Source organism: Frankia alni ACN14a, assembly GCF_000058485.1.
Classification (GTDB): domain Bacteria; phylum Actinomycetota; class Actinomycetes; order Frankiales; family Frankiaceae; genus Frankia; species Frankia alni.
This window is the reverse complement of record NC_008278.1, coordinates 292,817-310,620: the sequence shown is the minus strand read 5'-3', so window position 1 is coordinate 310,620 and position 17,804 is coordinate 292,817. Positions and strand designations below refer to the sequence as shown.

The window sequence follows — 17,804 nt, the reverse complement described above, 5'->3', positions numbered from 1 at the left end:
CGCCTCATCCCCAACGACCGGGATCGAACGTATGTTCCCGTCGGGTGGGGTGGGATCGATGGCCGGTACCCGCCGGGCCCGTTCACATGATCGGCTTAGAAGGCGGTGGCGCACAGGAATACCCCCGGGGTCAGGGAGGGGAAAAGCGGAAACCGGAATGGTTCCCGCACCACCTACCCTGCCGCCGCGCATACCGGTTTTGAACGGTGCAGATTCGGTTATTCCACGGAATTCCGCCGGTGCAGACGCGGAGTACACCGCGCGTCAGCCCGAAGCCCGCGCGGAGTGGACGGCCCGGAGTGCACGCGGAGCAGACCCGGACCAGACCCGGAGGGGCTCCGGAGAACCCCCGGGGCGCGCCCTGCCCGTCCCGCCGTCACCCCGCCGTGATCTGGGTGCGGGCGTTCGTCTGGGCACGAGTGCGGCCCCGGACCGGTGGCGAGGGGGCGCCTACCAGTCCGGGGCCGACTTCCGTGACCGGCCTGCGTGCCGATCACGAGGGAAGAGACGCCCGCCGCGTGGACGAGACGCGCGGGTCCTCTCCCCGGTGACAGGCAGGCGTGACTCCTCACCCGTCACCGGCTCACAGTGCCGCGATCACTCCTGCGAAGGTTCCTCGCGTCCACCCATCCGACGGAGGAACTCCACTTCACTGCGGAACGTCGCGGTGTCCACGGTCAGCCCCGGAAGCTGCAAGCGAATACCGGTCAGCGACCGGTGCAGACTCTGGTCTTCCAACGCGTGCGCCATCAGATACAGGGTGGCGTCCGCCAACGGATGGGACCGGTTCACCGCCGCCGACCGGGCCAGCAACGCCAACACCCGACCCACCACCACCTCCACCGTGGCGCGGTCGGCGTCGGGCAGTTCCCCGGCGATCCGCGCGGAAAGCACCAGCCGCAGCCGGTCCACCAGCGACGGCAGACCCTCCGGCCCAATACTGGCCTGCCCGCCGGACGCGGTCACGGCCGCCGGCCCAGGCCGAGGATCTGCCGGCGGCTGATCCACTGCTCATACCGGTCCGGTGCCATGACCTCCCACACCCGCCGGGGCACCCAGACATCCCCCGACTCCCACACGAGCACCTCATGCGCCACCGGCCGCCGCCCCTGAAACGTCGCGTCCAACCCGTTCAACGACCCGCCGCACACGACCAGCCCCCGCCGCGCGGAGCGCACCGCCAGGCGCAGGCCCACCACCATCGCCAAGCGCGACGCGACCAGATCCCGACTGCCGCGGTGCACGACCACCGCCATCACCCCCGGCCGCCCGGCGGCACCGAACGCGGCCTCGACCAGCACCCCCGCCGCCACCGGCCAGAAGTCCGCTTCCATCTTCGGCCGCCTGGCCTGCCCGTCCCACACCGGTTCCGCGCAGACCAGCAGACCATCGGTGTCGGGTAACGCCACCTCCGGCAACCACCGGTAGCGGACATCATCCGGACCGTCGCCCTCGATCAGGCTCACAGCACCGCCACCCCTTCCGCGTCGGTCACGCACAACATCGGCGCCACCACCCAATCCCCGTAACACCTCTCCCGCGCGTGACGCTGCGCCGCCGCCGGCGAATCAAACGGGCCAATCAGCCCCTCCAACCGCCGCCCCGCGCCGAACGTCGCCAACCCCCACTGCACCCCCGGGGCCACCGGCACGCCACCCCCCGACCCGGCAATGCCGGCCTCTGCTTCGCACCCGGCCACAACCAGCCCCCTTCCGAGGAGACGACGACAGGAGTCGGCCGCCTTCCAGCCAGCGCCAGCAGCGCCAGAGGAAGCAACCTTCCTAGGTAGGTATTAAGCGTCCCCCACCTCCCTAGGTAGGTCAAGACCTTCCTAGGGAGCATCTACACTCGGTCGATGAGCAGTAGGCGTGGGGCTTCTGACCGGATCTGGGCGGATCTCCGCGAGCAGATCGCGTCCGGGCGCCTGGCTCCGGGGGCGGCGCTTCCCTCGACCGCGGAACTGGCCAGGCACTACGGCGTTGCATCGGAGACCGCACGGCTCGCCGTCACCCGCCTCAAGGAAGAGGGTCTGGTCAGCGGTCGTGCAGGAGCCGGGGTCTACGTTCGGTCCCGGCCACCCTTGCGCCGACTCGGGATCGACCGCTACGACAAGGCGAAATGGCAGGGTGCCGATCTGGTCGCGTTCGCCGCCGACCGGGTCGCATCCGGCCGGAGCTGGGAGCCCGGCGACCAGACGCAGACGGTCCGCCGGGTTCCCGCGGCACCCGACGTCGCCGCCGCACTCGCCGTGGACCAGGGCGCCGACGTCTACGAACGCGCCCGCCTGATCCGCGAACACGACCAGCCCACGCACACGCTGACCAGCTACTACCGACCCGAACACGTCGAAGGCACCCACCTGACCGACGACAGCGCCGGCCCCGCCGGCCCAGGTGGCGGATTCCGGGTCCTGACCGACCAGGGCCTCGAACCCGCCTGGATCGACGAGGAACTACAAGCTCGGATGCCGACCCCCGAGGAAGTGGCAACCTTGCAGCTCCCGCCCGGCGAACCCGTCGTCGAGCTGCACCGGACGACCTTCACCGCCGAGGACACACCCGTCGAATACGCCATCGGCGTGCACCCGGCATCACGGTTCGCCTGGTCCTACCGGTTCCAGATCCCCGACTCCGCAGGCCGCCCGTGACCGCCACCCCGCTGCCCAGCGCGCTACGAACCCCGGTCGACGTGCTGTGGAACTACCACGACATGCACCACGACCCACGCCCCACCGACATCGGAATAGGGCTAGGCAGCCACGATCTCAGCGTCGCCACCTGCACCGCCACCCTCTACCACCGCCGCATGTTCCCCCGGATCGTGTTCACCGGTGCCAACGCACCCACGACCATCGCCACGTTCCCCCGCGGCGAAGCCGTCCACTACCGCGAACACGCACTCACCCTCAACGTCCCCGACACCGCCATCCTCGTCGAACCGACCGCACGCAACACCGGCGAGAACATCACCCGCACCCGCGAACTCCTCACCGCCCACGGAATCACACCCAGGTCCGTCACCCTGATCTCACGGCCCTACCAGCAGCGCCGCGCCTACGCCACCTGCCGGAAGCTGTGGCCTGACGTCGACGTGCTGTGCGCATCGCAGCCCATGAGTCTGGACGACTACATGGCCAGCATCGGCGACACCGACCGGGTCGTGTCCATGCTCGTCGGCGACACCCAACGCATCTGGCTCTACGCCGAACGCGGATACGCCATCCCGCAACCGGTCCCCGACCACGTCCGGGACGCCTACGATGACCTCGTCGCCGCCGGATACACCGGCCGCCTGATCACCTGATGATCACAAAGATGGACCACTAGTAATCGACCGACCTCCGAGAGTATCCATCGCGAACTTTCTTCATGGTTTCAAGGGCGGCCCTTCGGGCCGCCGCCGGGGCCGTGCCGCACACGCCGCGCCCCGCCGTGCGCGCCGCGCCTGCGATGCCGCCGCACCGCGACGGGGCCCCGCCTCCCTTCGGTCGGCACCCCGTCGGGGCGTCGTCCCCGCGGGCGCGTCGGCCCGTCGGACACGTCGGAGCGTCACAACCCCCGCAATCTCTTTTAGCAGGGCACATCTAGGCATTAACAGCCCGGTCCGGTTGCTATTCTCTATCGAGGGGTCTAGCGATCAGCGCGTTACAGGGCAATATGCCCTGTAACGCGCGAACCGAAGGCTTTTTTGAAAAGGGGCTTACGAGATCGGACCCGAGCCACCCTGTCAGTAGTGAGCTCATCACGAGCATGGAGATCTGAAAACCTGTTGGCGTCGAATCGTAGCCCGACAGGCCAGCCACCGCCGCCGTCACACTTGCGACGACCCCCACCTGGAGAGGTCGCGACGGCCGGGACGACATGTCCACCATCATAGGGTCCAGGGCGTGCTGGCCACACGGGAGACCGGCGCGACGAGGAGCAGCTACCAGCCTGGCAGACAGTGGCACCAGCCCCATCGGGAACGCCGGTCACCGGCGGTCGGTTTCCCCCTTTCCCGCTGGCGCCGGATCGTTTAACGGACCGGCGACCACGTCAAGGGCGCTGCGCGTCGCTACGCGATCATCCTTCGGATGACCCTTGACGCGCCCACCGCTCCGCTAAGTCGAAGCGCCGTCGGGACAGGGCGAAAAAATGGAGGGGCCGACAAGAGACGCTGTCCGTTCTTGACGCTCGGCGCCCCCGAACCCGACCGGCCGCCCCACCCGACTCGAGCCCAGCGCCGCCCGCGCCCCCGAACCCGACCGGCCGCCCCACCCGACTCGAGCCCAGCGCCGCCCGCGCCCCCGAACCCGACCGGCCGCCCCACCCGACTCGAGCCCAGCGCCGCCCGCGCCCCCGAACCCGACCGGCCGCCCCACCCGACTCGAGCCCAGCGCCGCCCGCGCCCCCGAACCCGACCGGCCGCCCCACCCGACTCGAGCCCAGCGCCGCCCGCGCCCCCGAACCCGACCGGCCGCCCCACCCGACTCGAGCCCAGCGCCGCCCGCGCCCCCGAACCCGACCGGCCGCCCCACCCGACTCGAGCCCAGCGCCGCCCGCGCCCCCGAACCCGACCGGCCGCCCCACCCGACTCGAGCCCAGCGCCGCCCGCGCCCCCGAACCCGACCGGCCGCCCCACCCGACTCGAGCCCAGCGCCGCCCGCGCCCCCGAACCCGACCGGCCGCCCCACCCGAGCACCGCGCATCGGCCAAGGCCCCGGTAGCCCCGTGGACGGGTATTCTTCCTGCTCAGACGGCATCGAGCCGCGCGCACCGCCCGTGACTCACCGGAACACCCACCCCTTAACGTTTCGTCGCATCATTCCGTCATGCGCGCAACGAAACGGAAGTGACGATTCAGGGTGGAGGGCATCGGGTTTCCGGTGCCTCTGGGCCCCTTCCGGCCGCCCGAGCACCGTGTGCGCGCCGTTTCCGGTGAGGATCGCCGCCCCGAACGACTCTGACCCGCCCAGATGACGAGCCCGCCCCTGTCAGCGCACCCGAGACGCTGCCGCCGGGCGCACCGGGCCCGGACATGACGACGGCCGGTAACCCCGCAGGGTTACCGGCCGCCCGAAGCGCCGTGCGCGTGCTACCTGTTCTGCTGCCCCCCACCCGGCCAGCCGTTGACGTGCGAGGCGTACCACTGACTTGCCATCGTCGCCGACACCGTCACCGAGTCCCACCACCGCGCCGCCACGTCATACGGCATGTCCGACGCCACGCTCACCCGCACCCCCGCCGGAAGGATCAACGTCGGCCGCAGCACCGAGAACCGCGGACCCGCCGCCGGAAGATACACATCCGCCGCCTCTCCCGGATGCGCCTGAAGATCCACACCCACCGTTGACCGGCTACCCCCACCGATCCGCACCTCTGGCATCATGCTCACGGGTTCCTCTCCTGTTCGCTCAGGATTGGGATCAAGGCCCGGGGCTGGTGCTCGCAACACCGTCCCGGGCCGCCTATTCCTTGCCAATCCCGCACGGTCCATTGCCCGCGGGGATGTCATGGGCGACGCTATGCCGCCACCGCAGCCGGGAAACGGTCCGGATGCGGAATCACGTCAATGGACTCTTCGCCCGCATGCCCGCCCTTACTGGTGGGCAGGACCGTGACCTTGCACAGGTAGTCGACGATGCTCCGCCGCCGATCCAACGGCAGCCCGGGAAAGTTCTCCGCCGTCACCCCATGCAACGCCGACGGCAGAACCGTCAGTTTCTCGTCCCGTTCCAGGTCTTCGAGCTTCCCACGCAACCGGGCCAGGTTCCGCTTCAACCCGTCGACGGAAACATCCCGCAGATCATCGGTCGGATCACCGACCAGGGCGTCTTCGACCTGACTGATACGCAACCGGACCTCATCGGCGCGCGCCCGCAGATCATGGGTGGGAACCGCGACATCCGGCACGTCGAACGTCACCCCGTCGCGGGCCAGCCAGCCGACCACGAACCGGGTCACCACATCGTCGACGAGATCCCCCCGCCGCCGAAGATGGTTCTGCGACCGACAACGGTACATCTGCTGACCGGCACGGTTCCCCCCCGACCGCATCGCCCCCGCACACCGGCCGCAGACCGCGATCCCGGACAGCAACCGGTTCGGCTTGTTCCCCGGAGAGCTCCGCCGCGCCGGATCGGTCAGCACCGCCCGGCACAACTCCCACCGTGCCACGTCCACGATCGCCGGCCACGCCGCCGGGCCCAGGATCCGACCCTGATGCACCCGGAACCCGGCAACCCGCCCGTGGACCAGGATGCCCCGCAGTGTCGACGACGACCAGCGCGCCCCCTGCGACGTCGCCACGCCCGCATCGTTCAACTCAGCCACCAGCGCGCGCAGCGGACGGCCCGCGATCACCCCACCAACCGCCCAGCGGATCACTTCCGCTTCCGCCGGGCGGACCGTCATCCCGTCAGGCTCATAACCGAACGGACGCCGCATGCCCCCATGCGGCAAACCCGCCTCGGCGTTCTGCAACATCTTCCGTCGGACCCGGTCCGAACGGTGCTCCGACTCATACCGCGCCAACCCGCCCAGGATCCGCGCGTGCAACCGGCCCTCACCCGTCGACAGGTCCACACGGCCGCCCTTGACCGTCTCGATACGCAGCCCGGTCCGATTCGCCAGGTCCACGATCTCTTCGAGTTCCTTCGGGCTACGCGTCAACCGGTCCACATGCCAGACCAGCAACACGTTCCACCGGCCCGACGCGATCCCGGCCAGCACCTCCTCATACCCCGGACGCCGCTTCTTCGAATACGCCGACACGTCGTTGTCCGTCACCACCTCCGGACGCGGCAGGCCCAGCCGATCCGCCACATCGTTCAAGTCCGCAGTCTGACGGGCAACCCCCAGACCCGCGCCCTCCCGATCCAACGAGATACGCACATAGCCCACCGGACGCACAGGCCCCGGAACACCCACCACCGTGACGAAAGGATCAGTTACCGTCATAGAACTATTCTAAAACGGCAGTGCCTTAATCAGGGCGTGAGCCGGCTACTGCTGATCTGCTCGGCCCATCATCGGGCCGTCCACGACGACGACATCCGCCTCGACCGCGCCCCCGACGGCACCGTCACCGCCCGCACCGCCGACGGCCGGGTCCTCACCGCCGCCCCACCCCTGCTGCCCGGACCCGAACCCGCCAGCAGACTCGCCCACGCCACCCGCCACATCACCCCCACCGCCATCCACACCCCCGACGGCGGCCGCCTCAGCCTCATCGACTCGATCCACGCCCTCCTCAACCCCGAGCCCCACCGCGGCGGTCAGTCCGAAGAACAATGATGGTGACCAGGCGGCTCACAGCCGCGGGTCGACCGGCTCGGATTCCAGGGCGAGCACGGCGAAGACGCATTCGTGCACCCGCCACAGCGGTTCGCCGAGCGCGAGGCGGTCGAGCGCCTCCAGCCCGAGGGCGTATTCGCGCTGGGCGAGTGAGCGCTTGTGCCCGACGCCGCGTTCCCGCAGGCGTTCCAGGTTGGCCGGCTCGGTGTAGTCCGGGCCGTAGATGATCCGCAGGTACTCCCGGCCGCGCACCTTCAGCCCCGGCTGGACGATGCCGCGGCGGCCGACGGTCAGGTTCGCCGCGGGCTTGACGACCATCCCCTCACCGCCCGCCGCGGTCAGCTCGGTCCACCACGCGGTCGCCGTCGCGACCGAGTCCGGCTCCGTGGTGTCGACGAAGATCCGCCGGGTCGGCGCGACCAGATCGGGGTCGGCGGCCACCAGCCGGTCGGCGAGGTCGAGGTGCCAGGCGTGCGGCCGGGTGTGGTGGGCCGCGCCCTCGCTCGCCAGCACCTGGAAGGGGGCGATCCGAACCCCGCGCAGGCCGTCGGTGGGCCACTGGTACGGCCGGTAGGCGGCGCTGAAGGCGGCGGCGTTCGCCGCCCGGGATCGGGTGCGGGCCAGCAGGTCGCCCACCGCCAGGCCGCCCCGCGCCGCCTGCTCTAGCAGGTCGACCGCGAGCGGCAGGGACGCGCGCGCAGCCGCGCCGACCGCGGCGTACTGATCGCGCAGGAGCTGCCCGGCCTTGGCGCTCCAGGGCAGCAGCTCGGCGTCGAACAACAGCCAGGAGGTGGCCAGCTCGTCGAACAGCCCGGCCGCCTCGGCGGCGGCACGCAACCGCTCGACGAGCTCCGCGGTGAGCTCGCCGGGGAAGAACGGCCGGCCGGTGCGCGTCCACACCGCGCCGGCCCGGTCGTCGGGCGCGCCGAACCGGGCCCGCGCCGCGTCGAGCGACCGGCACACCAGCGCGACCGCCCGCGAACCCATGTGCTTCTCCTCGCAGACCACCGCGTCGACGCCGGCGTCGCGGTAGGCCTCGAAGGCCTGGTCGGGATGTTCGAGCAGGTCCGCGACGGTGGAGGTGGCCACCGGGCTCATCGTCGGCGGCAGGTGCAGCAACCACCGCGGGTCGATCGCGAACCGGCTCATCACCTCCAGGGCGGCGGCCGCGTTTCCCTCCCGCACGCTGATCCGCTTCTGGTGGCGCGTCTCGACGACCCGGGTGCCCAGCACGTCGGTGAGGTCGAGGACGTCGGGATCCCGGCGGCCCACCGCGGCCGATCCCACCGCGGCCGCTCCCGCCGCCACGGATCCCGCCGTGGGCCGCTCGGTGGAGTCCACGGCCTCGGGGTTGGCCGGGAACGGCCGCGCCGGCGTCCAGTAGACCTCGGCCGCCGGCACCGCGACGAGCTCACGCTCCGGGTAGCGCAGGGCCGACAGGCTCCCGCCGAAGACGCACCCGGTGTCGACACAGAGGGTGTTGTTCACCCACTCCGGGGTCGGCACGGGCGTGTGGCCGTAGAGCACCGTCGCCCGGCCCCGGTATTCCAGCGCCCACGGGTGGCGCACCGGCAGGCCGTACTCGTCGCTCTCACCCGTCGTCTCCCCGTACAGGCAGAGCTCGCGAACCCGCCCGGAGGCGCGGCCGTGGTAGCGCTCGGGCAGGCCGGCATGCGCGACGACCAGCCGGCCGTCGTCGAGCACGTAGTGGGAGATCAGTCCGTCGAGGAAGCGTTCGACCTCCGCCCGGAACTGCGCCGGCTCCGTCGCGAGCTGTGCGAGCGACTCGGCCAGGCCGTGGCCGATGCGCACGTCCCGGCCGCGCAGCGCCCGCAGCAGCTTGTTCTCGTGGTTGCCCGGCACGCAGAACGCCTCGCCGGCGGCGACCATCCCCATCGCCAGCCGCAGCACCCCCGGAGTGTCCGGGCCGCGGTCGACGAGGTCACCCACGAAGATCACTCGACGGCCGTCCGGGTGCACGGCGCCGACCGCCCGGCCCGCCTCGTCGCGGCGCACGGCGTAGCCGAGGCGGTCCAGCAGCGTCTCCAGCTCCGCGCGGCAGCCGTGGATGTCCCCGATGACGTCGAACGGGCCGGACTCGTGCCGCAGGTCGTTGAACAGCGGCGTCCGGGTGATGCCGACGTCCGCGATCTCGCCTTCGCCGCGCAGCAGGTGGACGGTGCGGAACCCCTCGCGCGACAGCCCCCGCAGCCCGCGCCGGAGCTGGTCGCGCTGGCGGCGCAGGACGTGCGGGCCGAAGTCGCGGTCGGCGCGGCTGGCGTTGCGCGCCGCGCACACCCCCTCGGGCACGTCGAGGACGATCGCGACGGGCAGCACGTCGTGCTCGCGCGCTAGGGCGACCAGCGGGCGGCGCGCGTCCGGCTGGACGTTGGTCGCGTCGATCACCGTGAGCCGTCCGGCCGCCAGGCGCTTGCCGGCAATGTAGCGCAGCAGCTCGAACGCCTCCGGCGTCGCGGACTGGTCGTTGGGGTCGTCGGCGACCAGGCCGCGGCAGAAGTCGGACGAGATCACCTCGGTGGCCCGGAAGTGGGTCCGCGCGAACGTGGACTTCCCCGAGCCGCTCACCCCGACCAGGACGACCAGGCTGAGCGCGGGAACGCCAAGCTGCCGCGGCGACGGCGAGCCCGACGGCGGCGACGAGCCCGACAGCGGCGACGAGCCCGACGGCGGCGATGGTTCGGCGCGGTCGGGCGTCATGCGGCCACCGCCCGGCTGAAGACGGCCAGCTGCGTCGGCGGCCCGACCTCGGGGTCATCCGGACCGATCGGCAGGTGGCGGACGGTGTAGCCGTGCTCGGCGGCCACCCGCCCGGCCCAGGCGCGCAACTGCGCCCGGGACCACTCGAAGCGGTGGTCCCGGTGGCGCAGCGCCCCCGCGGGCAGCGTGGCGAAGCGGACGTTGTGCTCCACGTTCGGGGTGGTGACGAGCACCAGGCCCGGGGCGGCATAGCCGAAGACGGTCGCCTCGAGTGCGCTGAGCCGCGAGGGGTCGACGTGCTCCACGACCTCCATCAGCACCGCGGCGTCCAGCCCGGTCAGCCGCTCGTCCCGGTAGGTCAGCGACGACTGGATGAGGGTGAGGCGGGCCCGCTGGGCGTCGCTCATCCGTTCCACCCCCAGCCGACTCCCCGCGATGCGCAGCGCCCGCGCGGACACGTCCGCGGCGAGGACGTGCTCGATCGTCCGCTCCCCGAGCAGCTCCCGGGCCAGCAGGCCCTCGCCGCAGCCGAGGTCGCCGACCCGGCGGGCGGCATGCGAGCGCAGCACGGCGAGCACCGCACCGCGGCGCTGCTCGGCCAGGGAGAGCGGGCGGTCCGGCGGGTCCAGCTCGACGGCGCCGCCGAGGGCGTCGTCGAGCTGCTCGGGCTCGGTGTCGTCGACCTCGGCGAGGCGGGCCAACGCCGAACGGGTCAGCTCGCGGCGGTGGGACAGGTACCGGCGGGCGATGAGGTCGGACTCCGGATGGCTCGCCAGCCAGTCGGCGCCGGCCCGCAGCAGCTTGTCGACCTCGTCGCCGCCGACCCGGTAGTGCTTGGCGTCATCGAGGACCGGCAGCAGGACGTACAGGTGGTTGAGCGCCTCGGCGAGCCGGAGCGTCCCGCTCAGCCGGACGTCGAGGTAGGGCGACTCGCCCCACGCGGGAACGTCGGGATCAAGCGGGCCGGTCGCCACCGCCACCCGCCAGCCGAGCGGCTCGAACAGGCGACGCGGCAGGTCCGAGCCCGCCCGGGAGGCGACCGCCGGCACGTGGATCTCCAGCGGGATGGCCGCGGCGGCGAGCTCCGGCCGCGCGTTGCAGCGGCCGGTCATGGCCGTGCGGAAGACGTCCTTGAGCGCCATCGCGAGCATGCTCGACGCGGCGTATGGCCGGTCGTTGACGTACTGGGCGAGCGCGAACCCCTCCCCCGGCGCCCCCTTGCGCCCCCGCACGAGTCCGACCGGGTCCACCTCCAGCAGCAGGGCGACGGTGCACCTGTCGTCGGTCGCCTCCGGGTAGAACACGTGCGCCGTGCCCATCGGCTCGGTGAACGAGTGCACCCGGTCCGGATGCTTGTGCAGCAGAAACCCGAGGTCGCGGGCCGGCGGATGCGTCGTGGCGAGGGTCAGCAGCACGACTGAACAGTCTTGCTCAGACAATCCCCCCGCGTCGCATCATTTTTCGGCCTGCCGCGGCTTTCCAGAGGGACGAATCAGACGTCGAATCCTCCAGGGCAAGGAAGTTCCCGAACGGTCCGATCATGCCCGGCCGGCGAGCACCGCGGCTGCCGCCGACGGCGTGCGCAGGGCGACCGGGGTGACGGCCTCGTCGAGGAGCCACACCGGCCGGTCGAGTTCGGCCAGTTCGCTGCCGAACCAGGACGGCGGACTGGCCTCCCGATCCAGGAACGCCTCCGCCTCGCGGGGTAGCCGGATGTACTCGAGGGTGCCGTCCTCACCGCGGCGGTGGTCGGTGACCGACGTGACGAGAGCGCGCGCGGCGCCGGCAGCGGCGATGAAACCCAGCAGGGCGATCCAGACCGCGTCCGGGTCCGGCAGGGCGAGGACGACGGGCTCCACCGCCGACAGATACAGGTTGCCCTCCCTGGCCACGAGCTGCCAGAGCAGGAACGTCACGAGCCTCATCGTCCGCGTCAGCACTTCGTCCCGGGTGGCCGGATCGGCGGGATCGGCGCCGGTCACGTCGAACTCGACTCGTTCCCGCCCGCGGGGCACCCAGGTGATCTCGTTGGCGGTGACGACGGCTCCCCCGGTGGGGGTGAGGTCGTCACGGGTGATGCCCAGCAGCTTGAGGGGGACGTGGTGGACCCGTCCCGTGCGGTGCGGGGCGAGGTGGCGCAGCCCCTGGTGAGAGGCTCCGACGTACGGCCGCGCCATCATCCCGAGGCCGCCGACAATCTCCCGCTGCAGAGGGAAGTAGTTGAGCCTGGCGCATTCCATCCACAGGCGCAGCGCCGGATGGCGGGCGGATCCGACGATCAGGTCGTTGCTGATGCCGAGGTCGATCGGCAGGATGTTCAGGGTGAAGCCACAGGTGGAGGCGGCGACGGCCGCGAGCAGGTCGGGGACCGAGCCGGGGTGCCCGCCTTCCGGCGATCCGGCGTCGAATCGGATGTCGCCGTCGATGTAGAGACCTCCGAAGGTGTGGACGAGTTCCACCCGCAGATGATCGGTCGCGCTCGTGTAGCCGCGGGGACGCTGCTTCGCCATCTCCAGGACGTACTGCGGACGCAGGTACAGCGGATGGTCGGCGTGGAAGACCTCGTCGACGTTGACCAGCGCCACGTCGTTGTCACGGGCCCAGGTCGCCAGGGTGCGGACGTACCGGAGCGGGTCGGCCGCGCCGACCAGGGGGGCGGGCTCGGCCAGGACGGCCGCACACTGCGCACGCGGGATATCCGTCCACAGCACCACGGTGACCTGGCCCGCGTACCGGCGGGCCGCCGCACCGTAGTTGTCGCGGAAGGCCGTCCGCGCGGGCATCGGCTGGCCCAACCAGATTCCGTGCACCACATGCGGTATTCCGACCACCTCCGGCAGCAGCGGCGCCCCGGTGTCGGCCGCCTGCCCCCAGCGCCGCTCGTCCGCCGAGCGCCGCGCCCAGCTGACAGCGCCGCGGTCGGCCTCGAGGGATTCCTCCGACAACTCCTCGGCGCTCGGAACGGGGCGGGTCATGCTGATGCGGCGCAGGAAGGGCGCGACATGCTCGGGCCGCAGGTTCCCGATGTCGACGCCGGCGAGGAAGGCCGGCTCCGGGGGTGGTCTGCGCAGGTCGAACAGGTCCGCGCCCAGCCTTGCGGCCAGCGCTCGTTCCACGTCGGGGGTGTGCAGCGGCGCGCAGACAAGACGGCGCAGCCAGGCCAGCGTCTCGCCGTGGGGAGCCGCGAGCGGCCAGGCCGGCGGGCGGAGGTTCGCCGCCCGGCCCATCCGACCGGCCAGGTGGACGCCACCACGCACGCTCGCCTGCCGGCGGCGCTGCGCCTGCAGGTCGGTCAGCCGGGCCTTCGCGGCACGCACCATCGCGGCGATCCGCGCGTGGCGGATGGCCTCGCCGATACGGGCGAGCCGCGCCGCGAGCACCGGCCAGTGGACGAGCTCCGACTCCGACAGCAGGCGGGTGGCGAGGCGGGACGGGTCCGTCTCGGGACCGCCCGGTCCCGACGATGTCAGCACGCTGTCGAGTCGCCGGCGAATGGCCGTGAATTCCCGCTCCACGGGCGGTCCGGCAGCCAGCGCGGCTGACCAGCGCCTCGCCGACGCCCGGGCGGCCCGATCGGTGAGCGAGTCGGCCAGCCGCGACATCCGACCGACGGCCGCGGCCGCGGCGACGACCTGTTCCACGGTCAGGTCCCCGACGAGCCGGCCTGGCGCGTCGCGCGCCTTCGGGTCGCGCGCCTTCGGGTCGAACCCGAGCGTGTGACAGGCCGCACGCACCCGGTCCGCGGCGGACTGCTCGGCGGCGGACGCTGCGCCGGTGGCGAGGGTGCGGCGCACCACCTCCGAATCGGCGAGCAGTCGCGCCGCGCGCGGCGTGTCCAGCGCCAGCATGAGGGCGGCTCGACCCGTCAGCCGCCGGTCGAGGTCCGCCGCCGCCTGGTAGCCCGTCTCCTTCAGGTCAGCAAGTCCTCGGGCGTAGGCCACCGCCTCCGCGACCAGTGCGGTAGCCCGGGCCGCTCCCTCGGCCGAAGGCCCCTCGAGACCCATCCGGGTCAGAGTGGTCACCATGTGACAAGGAGCGCTCGGATCATCACGCATCTCCCCTCCGTCCAGGACCGGCCCCGGATCTCGTCGCGCATCTGGCACGTTCGCCGGGCACGAGGGAGTTCACGGAGCCACATCCCGGTTCCCTGCACCGTGTGGTGACCGGGGCGGATTGCGTTTTCCTGCTCACCGCACCGGCCACCCGCGGTGGAAGAGGAGCAGCACGATCTGCCAGTCCTGCGTAGAAGATCCCCTACGTCCCCGTAATTCCGACCGTCAGAGAATGCGGTGGAGCCAGCTCTCGGTGGAGCCGTCCACGTCCCGGTCCGCCTCCAGTGGAGTGAGGCTGACGTATCCGTCCTGGACGGCACGGGTGTCGGTACCCGCGGGAGCGGCCTGGTCGTTCGGGGTGAGCCCGATCGTGTAGGTACCCGGCTGTCCCGCCTGCCCGCTGGTCGGCGTGTAGCCGAGGTCGAGGGCCACGCCGGTGTCCAGCGTGGTGGGCCGGACCCCTCTGGGGGGCAGCACCGAACCGGGCTTGCCGGTGGCGGGGTCGACGGGGCCGGCCAGGAGCGGGTAGTTGACGTTGAGACCGACTCCCGGGGGCATCAGCGCACCGTGCTGCGACCGGCCTTCCAGCCGCGCGACGAGATCCGCCACGTAGGCGGCCGAGCTCTTCGCAGCGACGACCGTTCCCTCCCGCCAGGTGCTCGAGGTCTGCAGGCTGACCGCGATCGCGGGCACTCCGAACTCGAGCGCGGTCGCGGCCGCGTTGACGGTGCCCGAGTGGTTGACCGCCTGGCCGAGGTTGTTGCCGGGGTTGATCCCGGAGACGACCAGGTCGGGCTTGGCGTTCGTGAAGACCTGGTCGAAGGCGAAGAACACGCTGTCCGAGGGTGATCCCGGGGTGACCGTCCACACCGATGGCTCGGGCCTGGCGACCGTGAGCTGCAGCGGGGGTGCGGAGATACGACCGCCCTGGCCGCTCTGGTCGGTGCCGGGTGCCACGACGACGACGTCATGACCGGCGGCCTTGAGGGCGTCGCGCAGGGCGACGATCAGTGGGGTGTCGGAGCCTCCGGTGCCCCGCCATCCATCGTCGTTGGTGAGCAGAATGTGCAGTGGACGCACCGGGGTAACTCCGTGCGCGGGGGCGGTCGCACCGGGACCGGCCGCCGACGCGCTCGGCGCTATGCCGACCAGGGAACAGAGGAGGGCCGCGCCGAGGACGGCTGAGATTCTGCGCTTCTTCATGCCGTGAACCTAGAGCCGTCGGGATGGCGCGTTTTCCGACTTGGAAGAACTTTCCGCGAAGAACAGCGTAACTTCTGGCTTGGAAGTACCCTGGCAGCCACCGAGCGATGGCGTCAACAGCGTGACCGCCCTGCACTGCATCGCCGAGATGAAAGCAGACTCCGACGCGATCGTTCGAGTTCAGGAGACCGACAGGACCCAGACCAAGGCCATCTCCGGCCTACCATTCACGATCACCGACGTACATGTCACGGAGGTTGTCCGCGGCACGTGGCCCAGCGCCATCCGAATACGACAGACCGATACCGGCGGCGTCGGCGGGGACGACATTCTGAAGCCGGGATCCTCCTATCGCCTGTTCCTGGAAAGATTCGCACGCGACGGGCACCGCCGGACCCGGCGACCGGAAACGACGAGTGGCGACGGCCGCTCGCCGGCTCGTCGCCACTCGGTTTCTGCTCGTTGATGATGTCGGACTGGTGGGCTGCTGGGCTGGTGGGCTGGTGGGTTGGTGGGCTATCAGCCCCAACCGCCCCAACCGCCCCAGCCGCCCCAACCGCCGTGGCCCCGGTGGCCCCAGCGGCCCCAGTGATGCCGGTGGCCGCCCCAACCACCCCAGCCCCAGCCTCCGAAGAAGCCGATGAAGCCGGTGGCCTTCCGGAACGATCCCTGATCCTGGAGGACCGGCGCCTCATATGTCGCCTTCATACCTTTCCCATCCGAGTTTCGAGCCCGTCACCCTTGGGGTGCTCGGCCAGCTCTGGTGGCTGCCGTCGCTGTCCGGCCTCCGGCGTTGGCTCCCCACTCATTGACCGTGCAACTTGTGAACCTGCAACTACAAGCCTGCATCTCCGAGGTCCAGCTACGGTTCACTCACGGTTCAGTACCGCCGGAGGCTGCCGGCCAGGCTGCCGAGTCGGGCGCGAACCGGGTGGCTCCAGCACATCGCGGACCTCCCGGCGGCGCGGCCGGCGGCCGGCCAGCCGCAGCGGCAACGCGACGTTGAGCTCGGCGCTCAGCGATGGCACGAGGGTGAACGCCTGGACTTGCCCGAGCCGGAGGGCCCCATCACCGCGGTGAAGGTCCCGCGGCCGAAGTCCGGCTCCGGATTGCCGACCAGACGTCGAGGACGGACCATCGCTGGCGGGGTGGAGGCCGTGCCCACCGGGTCGGCCGACCACGGGGATCGGAGAAGACATTGATGACGGCGAGTACCCCCACCTACCTCAGCGGCCTGCTCGCGCCCGTGGCCGACGAGATTGATGCCGTCGACCTGCCGGTCACCGGTGCGCTGCCCGACGCGTTGCGCGGCCGCTACTTCCGCAACGGCCCCAACCCGCCCCCCGGCGCGGACCCGGGGCACTGGTTCACCGGCGCCGGGATGATCCACGGCGTCCGGCTGCGCGACGGCCGCGCCGAGTGGTACCGCAACCGTTGGGTACGCACCCGCGAGCTGGCCGGTGCGCCGTTCGTGGGTCCCGCCGGATTCGATCTGACGGCCGTTCCCGCGAACACCAGCGTGATCCGGCACGCCGGCCGCATCCTCGCACTGGTGGAGGTCGGCCTGCCGTACGAGCTGACGTCCGAGCTGGCGACGACCGGGCCGTGCGACTTCGGCGGGAGACTCGCGACCGCCATGACCGCGCATCCCAAGCGGGACCCGCTCACCGGTGACCTGCTGTTCTTCGGCTACGGCATGGCCCCGCCGTACCTGACCTACCACCGGCTCTCGGCGGCCGGCGAGCTCGTCGAGAGCAGAGTGATCGACGTGCCGGGCCCGACGATGATGCACGACTTCGCCATCACCGAGAGCCATGTCGTGTGGCTCGACCTGCCGGTCGTCTTCGACCTCGCGCTCCTCGGGCAGGGGATGCCCTACCGGTGGGACGACGCCTACGGGGCGCGCATCGGCGTCATGGCGCGCGACGGCGGCGAGACGCGGTGGTTCGACATCGACCCCTGCTACGTCTTTCACGTCGGCAACGCCCACGTCGACGACGCCGGACGGGTCTGCCTCGACGCCGTCCGCTACGACCGCGCCCGCTTCGCGGCGATCTGGCCCCGCCTCGGCGGAGCCCCGACCGAGGCGGGCATGATCGCCGACGGCTTCGCCCACCGCTGGCTGATCGACCCGGCGAACGGGGTGGTCAGGGAGCAGGCTCTCGACGACCGGGCGGTCGAGTTCCCCACCCTCAACGACCAGCGGGTGGGGCGGCCGAACCGCTTCCTCTACTCCGTCAGCCAGGACGCGATCGTCAAGTACGACGGCCGGACCGGCGCGAGCAGGGTCCGGTCTCTCGGTGCCACCCCCGGCGAAGCGATCTTCGTTGCCGCGCCCGAGGCCCGCTCGGAGGACGACGGCTGGCTGATCTCGATCGTGACCGACCCGGCCGGGCGCGGTTCCGAGCTGCTCGTCCTGGCCGCCACCGACCTTGCCAACGTGGCGTCGGTAGCCCTGCCCCGTCGGGTCCCCGCCGGCTTCCACGGCTGCTGGATCGCCGACCAGTAGGACCCGCGGCAGGATCCGCCCGGCAACCTGCCGGACTTCTCCTCGGCC

Annotated in this window: 14 protein-coding genes; 5 read left to right on the top strand and 9 right to left on the bottom strand. The window is 71.5% G+C overall.

What is annotated here, in order from left to right; translation table 11 throughout:
* Window positions 1–597: 597 nt before the first annotated feature.
* Entirely contained in the window at window positions 598–912 is a 315-nt protein-coding gene (locus tag FRAAL_RS01295; protein WP_231861452.1) for a hypothetical protein, read from the bottom strand.
* Between the two features lie 50 nt (window positions 913–962).
* Window positions 963–1,466, bottom strand: a complete 504-nt coding sequence (locus FRAAL_RS01290; RefSeq protein ID WP_011601548.1) for a hypothetical protein — start codon at window positions 1,464–1,466, stop codon at window positions 963–965.
* 389 nt (window positions 1,467–1,855) lie between these two features.
* Between FRAAL_RS01290 and FRAAL_RS01280 the strand changes: the two genes are divergently transcribed.
* On the top strand, window positions 1,856–2,647 hold the full coding sequence (locus FRAAL_RS01280) for a GntR family transcriptional regulator (RefSeq protein WP_011601546.1): 792 nt from the start codon (window positions 1,856–1,858) through the stop codon (window positions 2,645–2,647).
* Window positions 2,644–3,303, top strand: a complete 660-nt coding sequence (locus tag FRAAL_RS01275) for a YdcF family protein (protein WP_011601545.1) — start codon at window positions 2,644–2,646, stop codon at window positions 3,301–3,303. The genes FRAAL_RS01280 and FRAAL_RS01275 overlap by 4 nt, the downstream gene beginning before the upstream one ends.
* A gap of 1,770 nt (window positions 3,304–5,073) precedes the next feature.
* On the opposite strand, the gene FRAAL_RS01270 is transcribed toward FRAAL_RS01275, so the two are convergent.
* Window positions 5,074–5,367, bottom strand: coding sequence for a hypothetical protein (locus FRAAL_RS01270; protein WP_041940047.1), 294 nt, complete (start codon window positions 5,365–5,367; stop codon window positions 5,074–5,076).
* Window positions 5,368–5,501: 134 nt separating this feature from the next.
* The gene (locus FRAAL_RS01265) at window positions 5,502–6,938 is read right to left on the bottom strand and encodes a recombinase family protein (RefSeq protein ID WP_011601541.1); all 1,437 of its coding nucleotides are present in this window, start codon (window positions 6,936–6,938) and stop codon (window positions 5,502–5,504) included.
* Window positions 6,939–6,974: 36 nt separating this feature from the next.
* On the opposite strand from FRAAL_RS01265, the gene FRAAL_RS01260 reads away from it, so the two are divergent.
* Entirely contained in the window at window positions 6,975–7,274 is a 300-nt protein-coding gene (locus FRAAL_RS01260) for a hypothetical protein (protein WP_041938654.1), read from the top strand.
* Between the two features lie 15 nt (window positions 7,275–7,289).
* Here FRAAL_RS01260 and FRAAL_RS01255 read toward each other — a convergent pair whose 3' ends face one another.
* The 4 genes from FRAAL_RS01255 to surE all read right to left on the bottom strand — a co-directional run bounded on the left by FRAAL_RS01255 (window position 7,290) and on the right by surE (window position 15,124).
* The gene (locus FRAAL_RS01255) at window positions 7,290–9,992 is read right to left on the bottom strand and encodes a polynucleotide kinase-phosphatase (protein ID WP_011601540.1); all 2,703 of its coding nucleotides are present in this window, start codon (window positions 9,990–9,992) and stop codon (window positions 7,290–7,292) included.
* Window positions 9,989–11,407, bottom strand: coding sequence for a 3' terminal RNA ribose 2'-O-methyltransferase Hen1 (locus FRAAL_RS01250; protein ID WP_041938653.1), 1,419 nt, complete (start codon window positions 11,405–11,407; stop codon window positions 9,989–9,991). The genes FRAAL_RS01255 and FRAAL_RS01250 overlap by 4 nt, the downstream gene beginning before the upstream one ends.
* 123 nt (window positions 11,408–11,530) lie before the next feature.
* Complete coding sequence (locus tag FRAAL_RS01245; RefSeq protein WP_041938652.1) at window positions 11,531–14,017, bottom strand: hypothetical protein; 2,487 nt, start codon at window positions 14,015–14,017, stop codon at window positions 11,531–11,533.
* Between the two features lie 252 nt (window positions 14,018–14,269).
* Window positions 14,270–15,124, bottom strand: coding sequence for a 5'/3'-nucleotidase SurE (gene surE / locus FRAAL_RS01240; RefSeq protein ID WP_011601537.1), 855 nt, complete (start codon window positions 15,122–15,124; stop codon window positions 14,270–14,272).
* 244 nt (window positions 15,125–15,368) lie between these two features.
* Here surE and FRAAL_RS32620 point away from each other — a divergent pair, with 244 nt between their 5' ends.
* A complete protein-coding gene (locus tag FRAAL_RS32620) occupies window positions 15,369–15,713 on the top strand; it encodes a hypothetical protein (RefSeq protein ID WP_011601536.1) in 345 nt (114 codons plus the stop codon).
* Window positions 15,714–15,766: 53 nt separating this feature from the next.
* Here FRAAL_RS32620 and FRAAL_RS31135 read toward each other — a convergent pair whose 3' ends face one another.
* On the bottom strand, window positions 15,767–15,955 hold the full coding sequence (locus tag FRAAL_RS31135) for a keywimysin-related RiPP (RefSeq protein ID WP_011601535.1): 189 nt from the start codon (window positions 15,953–15,955) through the stop codon (window positions 15,767–15,769).
* A gap of 493 nt (window positions 15,956–16,448) precedes the next feature.
* Between FRAAL_RS31135 and FRAAL_RS01235 the strand changes: the two genes are divergently transcribed.
* Window positions 16,449–17,756, top strand: a complete 1,308-nt coding sequence (locus FRAAL_RS01235; RefSeq protein WP_041938650.1) for a carotenoid oxygenase family protein — start codon at window positions 16,449–16,451, stop codon at window positions 17,754–17,756.
* Window positions 17,757–17,804: the final 48 nt, after the last annotated feature.